This is a genomic window from Legionella sp. 39-23 (assembly GCF_001897665.1).
GTDB classification, from domain to species: Bacteria; Pseudomonadota; Gammaproteobacteria; order Legionellales; family Legionellaceae; genus Legionella; species Legionella steelei.
In genome coordinates, this window is sequence record NZ_MKTO01000004.1 from 265,922 (window position 1) to 279,467 (window position 13,546).

Here is a 13,546-nt window from a genome sequence, read left to right on the forward strand (position 1 = left end):
GAGTTTTCATGCGGATTTTAGCTTATTGTGTTTTATTATTGAGTCTTGTTGCATGCAACAAACCCTCACCCAATACTTTAGTCATAGGAACCATTGCTGGGCCAGAAACTGAATTGGTTGAGACAGCAAAAAAAATAGCCAAGGACAAATACGATTTAGACATAAAAATTGTAACGTTTAATGACTATAACTTACCTAATGAAGCATTACAGGATGGGAGTTTAGATGCGAATGTCTACCAACATTTACCCTATCTTAACGCAGCAGTTAAGGCACATGGCTACACTCTAGAGCCTATAGGCAGAACATTTGTTTATCCTATGGGAATTTACTCCAAAAAACATACCTCATTAAAGCAATTACCTGAAAAAGCAGTCATTGCCCTACCGAATGATCCCAGCAATGAAATGCGTGCCCTGCAATTATTAGAAAAAGCACAACTTATTACATTAAAAACGGATCAGGGTACGACTGGCTTAAAAGATATTGCGACCAATCCACATGATCTACAATTCAAAGAAATGGATGCAGCACAACTACCAAGAGTTTTGCCTGACGTGGATGCCGCAATAATCAATACAACTTTTGCTTTGCCAGCAGGTTTAAGTCCTGCACATGATGCTATATTTACTGAAGATAAGACCTCACCCTATGCTAACATTATTGTTATTCGTAGTGATTCCCCTAAAAAAGCACAACTGGAACTTTTTGTTAAGGCATTAAACTCTGAAGAAGTTAAAGAAAAAGCTAAAACTTTATTTGGCGATTCAGCTATCCCTGCTTGGTAAAATCTTAAGATTGTGTTTTTTGTAGCCTGGGTGAAGCGCAGCGGATCCCGGGTTACGGCTTACACCTTCACCCAGGCTACAATTCTAATCCAGGTCGCAAAGCTCATAATGGAATAAAATCATTGACAATTCCTGGCTATTTAGGGCTTTTAATTCTATCTTAATGAAAAAGTGTTATACTTTTAGAAAAGATGGCTCCTGAGGTACTTATCTATGCCTTCATTTAGACAAGCGTTTTTTAATTTACTCACTTCTCAAAAATTAACAGGCCAATTTAAGCCTGAAAAACAAGAAGCGATGTATCAACAATATCGTGACTCAGTTGGGTTAACTCAAGACCTTAAGTTTGGAGCTCAAGCATTTGATACTCATGCCGAGAAGCGCATTAAAGATCATGCGGGTTTTAAAACGCCAATTGGCTCAAATAAAGAGGACACTCTAGAGAAGTTACTCAAAGAGGATACTCCCGATCCGAATAAAAAAGCAATCAAAGATGAGCTTAAAGGAATATTAACTCCCCAAGCATTTTATACTGCTGCCCAAAAAACTTATAAAGAATCAATAGAAGCCTTCCAACAACGAATTAAGGAAGTTCCTGACGTCTCCATAGAGTCACTGCGAGGAATGCATGAGGTAATTAATAAGAGAGCTAGAGATGCCTTACTAGCACAACAAAAAACGGAACTAGAAGCATTAAAAGCTAAGGCTGATGATTTAGCACAGAAAATTGGAACTCTTTCAGGTAATACTGATCTCGCTGCAATAAAAAATAATTTAATCGCCGATTTAGAAAAAAACCATAAAGACCAACTTGCAGAATTTAATAAATCTGCTCAAGAAAACGTAACGATACTCGATAAGGCTTCCGCACTTGAACGAAAACGCCTCATCTTCACAGCCCAACTAGAAGGCTGGGCAGGGCAACTCAGTTCGAGACAAAAACAAGAAATGATCGATGAACTGGAGCGGGCAAGAGAAGAAAATCGTAAAAAAAGAGGCCTGGCTCCGGGTGACCAGCTTACAGGTGCGGAGATAAATGTTGGCGAAAATCAGATATCTGCTGTAAATCCAGAAGACTTGAATTTTATCGTTTCTGCGACTGGAGCCAAGATACAGCACAGTAAGGGTAAAGATGGCGAACCAGGTGTTTGGACTGTTCAACTGAGTGCGCGAATACTTTCCCCATTTTACTATTTTAGTAATAAGCAAAATCCCAAGACAGAGATGCTAACGATGGCTCAGGCAGTGAGAGCATCAGGATTTGACTCAATCACAATGACCATTAATTTTGATGATCCTGCAACTCAAAAACAAAGAGCCAGACAAGCCTATGAAGCAGCTCTTGAATGTGGTTTTGATCCAGCCCCACTTGCAGGACAAGAAGGAAAAGAAAAACCACTTAAAGGCATTGTTCTAAAAGATGGAGCAGGTAAAGAGATTGATCCAGCAACGCTCTTCACCCCTAATGAGCTGAGAATACTTCATGAGGATGCTGCAAAACGTCGTGAAAAACTTAAAGCAATAGTGGAGGAACCTGCAAAAAAACCTTCGCCTGAACTTGCTCAGGACTATCGTAAACAAATAAATGACACTAGGGATGCAATAAGGACTAAAGCAGGACAAGCAGCAGTTGATAGAGCCCAAGAAGACACCTATGATACTCAAGTAAAAAATAGTCTCTCTTAGACTTAATTAAAATACCAGTCTGGTTTTTATTTTTCTTAAAATTCAAACCAGCTATTTGCTTTTTTTTTTATAGCCCCTCTAAGCAGTGCTCAAAAAATTCCACTACTCCTTCAACCTAATTTCTGTTATTTTATTAAATTCGCCACGGGTTAGGCTAAGGAGATAGCTATGAATACTCGCGAATTTGATGAAGATGTAAACGAAATGGAAGAGTTTGGCGTCGATACAGTCTTGGCTCCAGAAACAAATCCTTCGACCAAATTAGAAAGAAGACGAAAAATAGAAGATTTGTTTGAAGAAAAACGTCTACGAGAAGAGCTTGAGGACTACGCTTAAAATTGTAGGTTTTGGCCAGTCGTAGCCTGGGTGCAGCGCAGTAAAATCCGGGCTTTCTAGTGAATGAATCCCTTAATCCCGGGTTCCGCTGCGTTGCACCCAGGCTACGTTAGTTAATCTATCCTAGATTTGGAACATAAATATCAAAGTGAACCGTTTTACCTTCTACAGTGGCGTTTGCAGGCAATAAAGGTTTTGTTTTTTGCGGCCATTTTACAACCACTTTTTGTTTCGTACGATTTATCGCCAATTGAATTAACCTTAGTGCATCGTCATCTGGGCCAATTATTTGTTGTAACGCTTGCATTTCCTTTTTTACTAACGCCGATTTATTGCGCTCAGGATGCATAGGATCAATATAAATAACGTCGGGATAGTTTGCTGCATCTAATGAATTTAAATAAGAATAGGCATCTTCCGCATGAAACTGCAAATTCAATTGTTGTTGGTCTAACTCACTTCTATGTAATAAAGCATCTAATAATAGGGATGCCATCACTGGATGGCGTTCAAGCATCAATACCTCAGCGCCAAAACTGGCCAAAACAGCAGAATCACGCCCCCAACCAGCAGTTGCATCAATAATCTTAAGCCCAGCAGACGGTTTACAGGCACGTACTAACCCTTGCTTTTTTCCTTCAGATTTTCTTTTACTCCAAAAAGCGGCACCAAATTCAGCAAAGATGGGAGAAAAACCAGGTATTTTCAAGGACAGTCTTTCTTCAGCAACAAAGAGGCAAAGACCTGCATCTTTATCTAAAGCAAAATTCAATTCTTCTGCAAGAGCTTTTGCCTTATCGTGTAAACCTTCATGTTCGTAGCCCACAGCTGAAATAGTGATCATATTGATAGCCAACAAGATTTATAATGGATTCCCGCCTGTACAGGAATGACAGTAAGTTACAGCCTGAATTAGTTTTGTAGCCTGGGTGCAGCGAAGCGGAACCCAGGATTAGGAAATTTTATTTTTAATCCAGAAACGGGTTCCGCTACGCTACACCCAGGCTACAAAAAATCCATTATCCAATCTGTAACAATGAAATATCAGCAACTCCTTGCAATAAATCCTGTAAAGACGCCAGAAGAGCTAAGCGGTTGGCTTTTATTGTTTGATCCTCAACCATTACCATGACTTTATCAAAGAAAAGATCTACTGGTTCCTTAAGACTAGCAAGTAATTTCAGCAACGCTCCATAGTCAGCAGAACGGTATAGAGGTTCTACTGCTTGCGCAATTTGATTGATGTGGACATATAAAAACTTCTCCGGGCCTTCTTCAAGAAGTTGTTCATTTACCGACGACAAAGAGTGTCTTCCTGCTTGAGAAAGTAAATTGTTCACCCGTTTGCACGCAGCAGAAAGCGAAGAGGCTTCCGGCAGTTTAACAAATAACTGTAAGGCAGCCAAACGCTTGTCTAAATCATACAACCAGTCATCTTGACGTGCTCGTACGGCATGAACCAAATCGACACTTAAGCCTTGGCCTTGATAATAAGATTGTAAACGCTCCAGAATAAAAGTTTTCAATTCATCCAGTAAATGGGGTTCAACAGATATTCGTGCTCCATAGTGAACAATTGCTTGCTCAATCAATGTACTTAAATTGAGCTGAGCTGGCGTTGCAATCAATAGACGCACTACAGCCAAAGCATGACGACGCAATTTAAATGGATCTTTTACCCCAGAAGGTTTTTGGCCTATGGCAAAAATACCAACCAAAGTATCAATTCTGTCGGCTAAAGATAAGGCCAGCCCTAAATCAGATTCAGGCAGATCATCTGCAGCAAAACGTGGCATGTATTGCTCATTTAAAGCATGTGCAACAGTTGGTTCTTCCCCATCGTTCAGTGCGTAATAATATCCCATTAACCCCTGCAACTCAGGAAACTCACCAACCATTCCTGTCAACAAATCGCACTTGCTTAACTGTGCGGCACGTTGAGCCTGGTTTATATTTAAATGCAGCGCTGGACTTAAATACGTCATCAACGCTTCAACTCGTAATGCTTTATCCTGTAAGCTTCCCAATTTTGCTTGGAAAACTACTTGTTCTGTGCCTGCAATATGCTGACTTAAAGGCAGCTTTTTATCCTGTCTAAAAAAGAATGCAGCATCACTTAAACGAGCACGCATCACTTTTTCATTTCCTAAAATAACTTGCTTGGGATTAGAACTGGCAATATTAGAAACGGTGATAAAATGGGGCAGTAACTTCCCTTGCTTATCCTTCAGTGCAAAGCATTTTTGATGTGATTGCATCGAAGCAATTAATGATTCGGCTGGAACCTCAAGGAACTCTTTTTCAAAATTCGCCATTAAAGCCTGAGGCCATTCAACAATTGAAGTAACTTCGTCAAGCAAATCTACAGGCATAATTGCTGTCGCTTGAATGGACGCAGCCAAGTCTTCTACCTGTTGTTTAATCATTTGTTTTCTGATGGCAAAATCAGCAATAACAAAGGCTTCTCTCATTTGTGACTCATAGCTTTGTGCCGAATTAATTACAATAGATTGTGGATGGTGAAAACGGTGCCCTCTACTGTTGCGAGCACTGTTGATTCCCAAAATAGAATGCTCAATTACGATATCACCGTAAAGCATCACCGCCCAATGAACAGGTCGAGCAAACTCCTCGTCCCCTGCTCCCCAACGCATGGGCTTAGCAATCGGCAACGCAGCTAGAGATTGGCTAATTAATGCAGGTAATAAATCTTTTGTTTTATTACCCTGGCTTAGTGTTTCATAGACAATCCAATCGCCTTTGTCTGTTTCGATTCGTGAAAGTTTCTCTACGTCCACACCACATGATTTCGCAAAGCCAAGTAACGCCGGAGTAGGCTTGCCTTCCTTGTCATATGCTGCAGCGAATGCAGGACCTCGGCGTGTCACGCTTTGGCTTTTTTGTTCTGCTTGCAAATCAAAAATAGCGACCGCGATACGTCTCGGTGATGCAAAACGCTTTACAGCTCCATACCCTAATTGTGCTTTATCTAATGCAGCTAATAATTGATTCGCAAACTCATCAGCTAAAGGCCAAACCGAACCAGAAGGTAACTCTTCACAACCTAATTCAAAAATAAAATCATTGACCATCACACACCTTTTGGTTAAGCATAGGGAAGCCTAAAGCTTCGCGCACTTGATAATATGCTTGCGCTACTGCTCTTGATAAATGTCGTACGCGTAAAATATATCGCTGTCTTTCAGTCACGGAGATCGCTTTACGTGCATCAAGTAAATTAAATGAATGCGATGCTTTGATTACCATTTCATAAGCTGGTAATGGTAATTGTAACGCAATTAATTTTTGTGCCTCAGCCTCATAATAATCAAACTGCTTAAATAATTCCTCGACATTAGCATGTTCGAAATTATAAGCAGACATCTCTACTTCATTTTGATGAAACACATTCCCATAAGTGATTACACCATTTGCTGTATTACTCCAGGGAAGATCGAATAAATTATCGACTCCCAATATATACATAGCCAAACGCTCTAAACCGTAAGTCAACTCACCAGTTACTGGCTTACATGCCAAACCACCTGCTTGCTGGAAATAAGTAAACTGAGATACCTCCATACCGTTTTGCCAGACTTCCCAACCGAGACCCCAAGCACCTAAAGTTGGTGATTCCCAGTTGTCCTCAACAAAACGAATGTCATCAGCCAAAGGATCAACACCTAGAGCACGTAACGAATCCAGATATTTATCTTGTATGTCTAAAGGAGATGGCTTAAGTACCACTTGAAATTGATAATAATGTTGTACCCGATTAGGGTTGTCTCCATAACGACCATCAGTCGGTCTTCGAGATGGCTGTACATAAGCAGCCGACCATGGCTCAGGTCCTATTGCCCTTAAGAAAGTAGCCGGATGAAAAGTACCCGCACCAACTTCCATATCAAAAGGTTGTAAAATTACACATCCTTGAGCAGCCCAATATTGCTGCAAAGTGAGAATAATGTCCTGAAAAGTAGATGGTTTTGTCATGAAAATCTCAATGTAGCCAGGGTGAAGCGAAGTGGAACCCGGGAAATTTGTACCACGCATAACCTGGGCTCCGCTTCGCTTCACCCAGGTTCTTTTTTACATACTATGATGACTTACGAATTACCTGCTGCTTTCTTAATTAACTCTTGCAGTGACTCTTCACTCGCAGCACCAGGTATAAATGATGGCTCAGTGCCTGCTTTAAATTGTCCATTTGGCGTTGAAGCAACAATAAACGCAGGTGTACCCATCAAGTGTAGTTTTTCTGCTAATTCACGGTTTGCATCTAAAATAGCAGTAACTTCTTTGCTTTGCATATCAGTCTTTAGTTTTTTCATATCTAAACCTAAAGACTTGGCAGTAGCCATAACGATTTGATCGTTTAAGCGTTTATCAATAGAAATCAATGCATTATGCATTTCTTTGTATTTACCTTGCATACCAGCAGCCAAAGCAGCTCTTGATGCTAACTCAGAACTCTTACCAAAAATTGGGAACTCTTTATAAACAACGCGTAAGTCACTGTCTTTCTTAATCAAACTGTCAATAATTGGTGACATTTTTTTGCAATGGATACATTGATAATCAAAGAATTCTACGATAGTCACATTACCTTTTGGATTCCCTGCAATGGTAGTTTTACCTAGGAACAATTGATCTGTATTTTCTTTAATTGCAGATTGTGCTTGCTGTTGCATATTTTGTTGTTGTTTTTGTTGCAGTGCTTGTGACGCTTCCAAAAGTACCTCTGGATTAGCTACTAAATAATCATGCACCACTTTTTCAATTTCCTTTTTTTGTGCATCAGACATAGGAGTTGTATTGGTATCTGCTGCCATAAGTGCAGGTGATACTAAAGATGCTGCCAGCGCTCCTACTGTTAATAAATTTGTAAATTTCACACAATTCCCCTTATTTAATAGTTATCATATACCAACAACTTTCCAACCGGCACCCTAGCATCCACATCAAGAAAATTCAATAGTTAGGGTATTATCACATTAATTTTTATATCAAAAGAAACTGCCTGATTCATAATGGATTTACTACAACCAGGATGTAGTAGTTGAGCTCAGGAATTATACTCTAGTTTAACTTGAGTTTCATCCAGCATTTCATATAGAAATGACTCAGTAAAAAATCCACCATTCGCACATCCCGAACGACATGTAACATCTTGAAACTATAAAAAAAGTATTAATTTTCAAAGAAATGGAATAAAGTATTGTTTTTTTATTTACGGAGCTCCAGGGACGAACATGGAAAGGAAGTATAGATTTCATAAGAAAACGATTTTAGCATGTCTTTTAGCATGCACAGGTATCAGTAATACACAAGCAGGCATTGAAGTAGTATTGGAAGGTGGGCCTAGCTGGTTTCATGTTCCTCAGACAACTATCTCACCTACAGATATTGAAACAGATAATTTAAGTCGTGGACATGCGAATACTACTGGTGAGCTAGGCTTTGGGGTTTATTATAAGCGACCCTTGTTGGTTAATGATTCCGTTTGGTTTAATGCCTTAGCAGTTGGACTGGCGGTTCGTTACAGTGGATTTCTAGACAACATTACAGATGGGAATGTTTATCAATTTGAACAAACCAACCTAGATAATTACCAGTATCAAGTTTATTTTGAAAATACACGGCTTTTGGCCCAGTTGTCGTTGGATGTTCTAACTTATAAGCAAGTTTCATTGTACCTCATAGGAGGAATTGGCGAAGGGTGGTCACGCTTACGCTATCACGATTTTCCTAATGAAGAAGACTTGGGCGGTGGCTTATCTTTACCCAAAAAAAATACCTCGCATTTTGTTGCTAATGTAGGGACTGGTATTAACTATCATTATACGGAGCATCTGTCTTTTTCATTAGGTTACCTTTATACCGATTACGGACATATAACCGCCAGTAATGAGGGTATTTTAAACGGTGAGGCAGTTACGCTTAGTGCACCGACTTTCTCTATTGAATCCCATGCCTTGTTGGTGGGAATCCATTATTTAATTTAACTTAATTTCATATAAAGGTGCATGATGCGAATTTATAGTCCTATAAGTTTACTATTACTTTATTCTACTGCGAGTTGGGCTGAACTTCCTGTTTCATTTACTTCCGTCCCAACAATTAATAATATTGCGATTGGTCAGCAACAGACATTAAACTATGTGATTCATAATAATGTAGTTCGACGTAGTTTACCCATTCGCAGTATTCAAATAATCAATGATGGAGACACGCAATCCTCATCCGTCACTCAATCAACTACAACATGTGGCAATAGTTTACCTCCCAATGGTAGTTGTGAAATTAGCGTCACGATCCAAAACGCTACTGGCAATATAAATCGTCGTTTAAGTATCAATTATGGTGGTCGTAGTCCTTTAACTAGCCCAATAAAATTAAAAGTAAGTAAGGCCAAATATAGCGTTTTTGTTTACATTATTGGCGCAGACTTACAAAGTAAGCATCAGTTAGCTACGTTCAACATAGATCAAATGAAAAAAGTGGGCTCAACTGAAAATATTAATGTTGTATTGCAAACGGGAGGAGCAAACTCTCCTGGTTATTTAACTGTAAAACGACAAATAGTTTACCCTGGTTCTCTGTTTGAATTAGCAGACCTAGGCAGTGTACCAATGGCAGCGCCGAATACAATCCAAGATTTTTTAGAATGGGGCATAGCAAATTACCCGGCAGAACGATACATCACTATTTTTTGGAACCATGGTGGTGGACCTAACGGCGGATTTGGTGGCGATGAAAATAATCCGCCGCAGGCAATAGCCATCAATAATTTAGCCTCTGTCATTAATAATGTAAGGGCAACAACAGGGAATCTTTTTGAAATCATTGGGTTTGATGCGTGTCTGATGGGTAGTGCCGAAACAGCAGCTGGTTTTGCCTCCAATATGCATTATTTTATTGGTTCAGAAGACTTGGAGCCAGGAAAAGGCTGGCAATACGATACTTTTCTATCTTATCTAAATGCATATCCTAATGCGAGTGGAAATGAAATTGGGCGAGTTATTATTGATGGATATACTCAGCAAAATGAGGGAGAGGCAACTACTTTGTCATTAATAGATGCGAGTCAATTGTCCAATCTGAATATGGCAATGACGAATTTTGCTACTGCGCTTAGTCCTTATACAACAACTACTACGGACTGGAAGTTAATTGCAAAAAGTCGTTTTAAAGCGGCGGATTATTCTACTTCAGTTTGGGATAATCGTAGCACTGATTTAGTGGATCTTGTTGAGTTTGCGCAACGAATCAGTAACCAATTCCCTGCCGATATCAACTTAAGTGCCGCGTCACAAGCTGTAGTTTCTGCAGTAAATCAAGCCGTTCTGTATTATAAAAATAGTTTCGATCGCGCAGATTCTTTTGGATTAACTGTTTATTTCCCATCAATTTTAGCGCAATATGAAACTCAATATCCTCAAGTAACAGCAATCAATGGGGTTAATTTCTTCTCACAGTTGTATGTTAATTTAGTAGGTAATTATCACACCTTCTACCAAAATAATATCAGCTCATTAGTCGCTATACTTTCAAACCTGGCATTTGATGGAACAAATTATACGGCGACGTTGAGTAATGATTATAATGAGCTCTATGCTGCGGTAGGTAATGAAAGTTGTACCAATTTGCTCGATGCGAACAATAATCCACTACCTGCCAATCCTTGTTATTCCAGTATTCAATACCAAGGAATTGCGGCAACACAGGCTGGAACAGATTGGAATATTAGCTTTCCCAAAACTCCCTACTTGAATAGCTGGCCATTGCTTAATGGGCTACCTGTATTGTTTATCCCTGATGATGCAACGCCAAGTAATCCTGGTGAAACCAACTTCCTAATTCCGGTCACACAAATTCAGGAAGGCAGTACTACAGATGGCTATCTCAATGTCCTACTAAATCAACAAAATCAATTTCAAGTCGTTGGGTTCCAAAGTGGTATTGGTAGCAGTAATACTGCGGCAAAAATCATTCCTTTAAGTCCAGACAGTTCGTTCCGCATTCGCAGTTATGCGCAAGTAAATTCGGTTTGGCGATTAACGCAAACAACAGAAACGGTTAATTATCCATTCACTGTTTCCTTTGGCGGTGTCTCATCCGATCTCAATGCCTTTCGCTTCCTGGCAGGAGACATTACGGGTGCGTTGATTATTAGTCCCACATCAGTACCATACTAAGTCGTTTTTAAAACGTCATGCCTGTTAGGTAATTCGTTGACAAAAACAGCTAAATAACCGTAGGCTGGGCTGCTAAGCCCAGCATGTAACAATGCGCTGAAGTATTTGTTTCATAGAAACCGCATGGATAAGATACGTGTTAATCGGACTTCATAATAAAATTTTGGAGAGTCGAACTAACTCAGCAGATGCGGGGATTAATAGCCCAGCCTACACCTACCAAGTCTCTCTTAAATCGTCATCCCGAATGCCGTGAGGGATGACGAGGACTTTGTTGCAAGCTAGTTCATTACAGCTCAACAGCTAAATTCGCGTAGGCTAAAACCAGCCATTTAACACCGTGCTCGCGGAATTTTACTTGCACACGAGTATGTGCCCCGCTTCCCTCAACAGCCAATACCACACCCTGACCAAACTTCGCGTGGGTTACACTTTGCCCTAAAGACAATCCGGAAGTTTCTGGGATGGCAGCTGGCTTATTTCGAGAGATAACAGGTGCTTGAAATTTTGCTTTGACGCGGACTTCATCCAGTAACTCATGAGGCAACTCTCTTAAAAAGCGCGAAGACCGATGATATTCTTCTCGCCCATATTGCCGTCTTATTTCGGCATAAGATAGAACCAGTTTACGCATTGCACGCGTCATACCCACATAACATAAACGACGCTCTTCTTCTAAACGCCCAGGCTCTTCCAAAGACTGCTTTCCTGGAAACACCCCTTCTTCCATCCCGACTAAAAATACTATGGGAAATTCAAGACCTTTAGCAGCATGTAAGGTCATTAAATGGACGTAGCGCTCATGTTCTCCCGCCTGCATTTCTCCGGCCTCCAAAGAAGCATGTGCTAAAAATGCGTTGATTAAAGGAATTTCTTCATCTTCTTCTTGTTCATAACGAAATTGTTTTGCGGCATTGATTAATTCTTGTATGTTATCAAGGCGAGATTCTGATTTATCTCCTTTGATTTTGCTAAAATGTGCATGCAATCCACTCAGCTGAATCACTACAGATAACTGCTCGTCTAATTCCATTGATTGGGTGTTTTGATAAAGCTGTTCAATTAATTCAATGAATTTCGATAACGCAGAACCAGCCCTTTGTGCCATCTCACCCGATTGTAATAAGGTTTTAGCAGCATGCCACAAGGAGCACTGTTCTGATTTTGCATAATGACGCAAATCGTCGAGTGTCTTTTCACCAATACCTCGGGTGGGGAAATTCACTACCCGCTCAAAAGCTGTATCATCGTTGTGGTTAACCAATAAACGCAAATAAGCTAAAACATCTTTTACTTCCGCCCGATCAAAGAAACGTACTCCACCGTAAATACGATAGGCAATTCCTGCGCGCAATAACGCCTCCTCTAAGACCCTAGATTGCGCATTGGAGCGATATAAAATAGCAATTTCATCAGCACTGCCACCCTGATTAATTTCCATCATAATCCGTTCACAGACAAAGCGCGCCTCTTCCAACTCATTAAACGCACCGTAAACCAGAATTTTTTCTCCAGTTGCCCCATCTGTCCACAAATCTTTTCCCATTCGTGAATTATTATGAGTAATAAGTGCGTTTGCAGCATTGAGTATGGTTGCTGTGGAACGATAGTTTTGTTCTAAACGGATAATCTGCGTGTTTTTAAAATCTTGAGAAAATTGCTGAATGTTTTCAACTTTGGCGCCACGCCATCCATAAATGGACTGATCATCATCACCAACTGCCAAAACGGCCGCATGCTCACCAGCAAGAAGACGTATCCATGCGTACTGAATCGTATTAGTATCTTGAAACTCATCGACTAATATAGCTTGAAATCGTTGGCGGTAATGATTAAGAATCTCGGGGTTATCGCGCAATAACTCATGAGTTCGCAACAACAACTCCGCAAAATCAATTACCCCTGCGGTCTGACATGCTTGTTCATACGCACTATAAATGTTGAGCAACGTTTTACCAGGCCCATAAGGCAAGGTGTGTACGTGTTGAGGTCGTATTCCTTCATCTTTTCGCCCGTTAATAAAAGACTGAGCTTGTTTCACTGGCCATTGCTCTGGATCAAGATTTAATAAAGCAATAACTCGCTTAATCATACGAGCCTGATCATCAGAGTCCAGAATATGAAATAATTCAGGTAAATTAGCCTCTTTATAGTGTCGACGTAATAAACGATGGCACAACCCATGGAAAGTTCCTACCCATAATCCCAGCACTGGAGTACTTAACATACCATTTAACCGTGCTTTCATTTCACCAGCAGCTTTGTTGGTAAAGGTTACGGCTAAAATACCATGAGGCGAGAGATGCTCTTCTTCAATGAGCCAAGCAATACGGCTGACTAAAACTTTCGTTTTGCCGCTCCCTGCTCCAGCCAGAACCAGCGTATTACCAAGCGGCGAGGTAACTGCTTCGCGTTGTCGCTCATTCAGTCCTTTAAGAATTGCAGCAAGAGTCATAAATAAAATTCCAGGAAAAAAAGATGGTGTATTCTATTAATAGATCCTAGTCTCTCGCAAGCAAAAGAAAATAGAAGCTATAC

At 40.2% G+C, this 13,546-nt stretch carries 10 protein-coding genes; 5 read left to right on the top strand and 5 right to left on the bottom strand.

The genetic code is table 11. The features are described from left to right. Nucleotides 1-8 precede the first annotated feature (8 nt). From BGO44_RS02315 to BGO44_RS02325, 3 genes are all read left to right on the top strand, one after another. Nucleotides 9-788: a MetQ/NlpA family ABC transporter substrate-binding protein gene (locus tag BGO44_RS02315; protein WP_273199021.1), complete on the top strand. Its 780-nt coding sequence runs from the start codon at nt 9-11 to the stop codon at nt 786-788. A 213-nt stretch (nt 789-1,001) separates the two neighbouring features. After that, nucleotides 1,002-2,474, top strand: coding sequence for a hypothetical protein (locus BGO44_RS02320; RefSeq protein ID WP_273199017.1), 1,473 nt, complete (start codon nt 1,002-1,004; stop codon nt 2,472-2,474). A gap of 168 nt (nt 2,475-2,642) precedes the next feature. Continuing rightward, complete coding sequence (locus tag BGO44_RS02325) at nt 2,643-2,810, top strand: PA3496 family putative envelope integrity protein (protein WP_193393442.1); 168 nt, start codon at nt 2,643-2,645, stop codon at nt 2,808-2,810. Nucleotides 2,811-2,928: 118 nt separating this feature from the next. Here the strand turns inward: BGO44_RS02325 and BGO44_RS02330 are convergent, their stop codons facing one another. The 4 genes from BGO44_RS02330 to BGO44_RS02345 all read right to left on the bottom strand — a co-directional run bounded on the left by BGO44_RS02330 (nt 2,929) and on the right by BGO44_RS02345 (nt 7,705). Beyond that, on the bottom strand, nt 2,929-3,654 hold the full coding sequence (locus BGO44_RS02330; protein WP_273199014.1) for a class I SAM-dependent methyltransferase: 726 nt from the start codon (nt 3,652-3,654) through the stop codon (nt 2,929-2,931). Nucleotides 3,655-3,829: 175 nt separating this feature from the next. Continuing rightward, complete coding sequence (gene glyS / locus BGO44_RS02335; RefSeq protein ID WP_058512282.1) at nt 3,830-5,902, bottom strand: glycine--tRNA ligase subunit beta; 2,073 nt, start codon at nt 5,900-5,902, stop codon at nt 3,830-3,832. Next, nucleotides 5,892-6,803 (bottom strand): glycine--tRNA ligase subunit alpha, encoded by a 912-nt coding sequence (glyQ, locus tag BGO44_RS02340; RefSeq protein ID WP_058512281.1) that lies wholly within the window; start codon nt 6,801-6,803, stop codon nt 5,892-5,894. The genes glyS and glyQ overlap by 11 nt, the downstream gene beginning before the upstream one ends. 113 nt (nt 6,804-6,916) lie before the next feature. After that, the gene (locus tag BGO44_RS02345) at nt 6,917-7,705 is read right to left on the bottom strand and encodes a DsbA family protein (RefSeq protein WP_058512280.1); all 789 of its coding nucleotides are present in this window, start codon (nt 7,703-7,705) and stop codon (nt 6,917-6,919) included. Between the two features lie 357 nt (nt 7,706-8,062). Between BGO44_RS02345 and BGO44_RS02350 the strand changes: the two genes are divergently transcribed. Together BGO44_RS02350 and BGO44_RS02355 are read left to right on the top strand one after the other, a co-directional pair. Continuing rightward, nucleotides 8,063-8,815, top strand: a complete 753-nt coding sequence (locus BGO44_RS02350; RefSeq protein WP_273201134.1) for an outer membrane protein — start codon at nt 8,063-8,065, stop codon at nt 8,813-8,815. A gap of 21 nt (nt 8,816-8,836) precedes the next feature. Beyond that, entirely contained in the window at nt 8,837-11,008 is a 2,172-nt protein-coding gene (locus tag BGO44_RS02355) for a clostripain-related cysteine peptidase (RefSeq protein ID WP_273201132.1), read from the top strand. Between the two features lie 289 nt (nt 11,009-11,297). Here the strand turns inward: BGO44_RS02355 and uvrD are convergent, their stop codons facing one another. After that, nucleotides 11,298-13,463 (bottom strand): DNA helicase II, encoded by a 2,166-nt coding sequence (gene uvrD, locus BGO44_RS02360; RefSeq protein WP_273201129.1) that lies wholly within the window; start codon nt 13,461-13,463, stop codon nt 11,298-11,300. Between the last annotated feature and the right edge of the window lie 83 nt (nt 13,464-13,546).

Excerpts from the sequence above, each read along its gene's own strand:
- glyS (WP_058512282.1), bottom strand. The coding sequence starts at position 5,902 with ATGGTCAATGATTTTATTTTTGAATTAGGTTGTGAAGAGTTACCTTCT.
- uvrD (WP_273201129.1), bottom strand. The coding sequence starts at position 13,463 with ATGACTCTTGCTGCAATTCTTAAAGGACTGAATGAGCGACAACGCGAA.
- BGO44_RS02315 (WP_273199021.1), top strand. The coding sequence starts at position 9 with ATGCGGATTTTAGCTTATTGTGTTTTATTATTGAGTCTTGTTGCATGC.
- BGO44_RS02350 (WP_273201134.1), top strand. The coding sequence starts at position 8,063 with ATGGAAAGGAAGTATAGATTTCATAAGAAAACGATTTTAGCATGTCTT.
- BGO44_RS02355 (WP_273201132.1), top strand. The coding sequence starts at position 8,837 with ATGATGCGAATTTATAGTCCTATAAGTTTACTATTACTTTATTCTACT.
- BGO44_RS02330 (WP_273199014.1), bottom strand. The coding sequence starts at position 3,654 with ATGATCACTATTTCAGCTGTGGGCTACGAACATGAAGGTTTACACGAT.
- BGO44_RS02320 (WP_273199017.1), top strand. The coding sequence starts at position 1,002 with ATGCCTTCATTTAGACAAGCGTTTTTTAATTTACTCACTTCTCAAAAA.
- glyQ (WP_058512281.1), bottom strand. The coding sequence starts at position 6,803 with ATGACAAAACCATCTACTTTTCAGGACATTATTCTCACTTTGCAGCAA.
- BGO44_RS02325 (WP_193393442.1), top strand. The coding sequence starts at position 2,643 with ATGAATACTCGCGAATTTGATGAAGATGTAAACGAAATGGAAGAGTTT.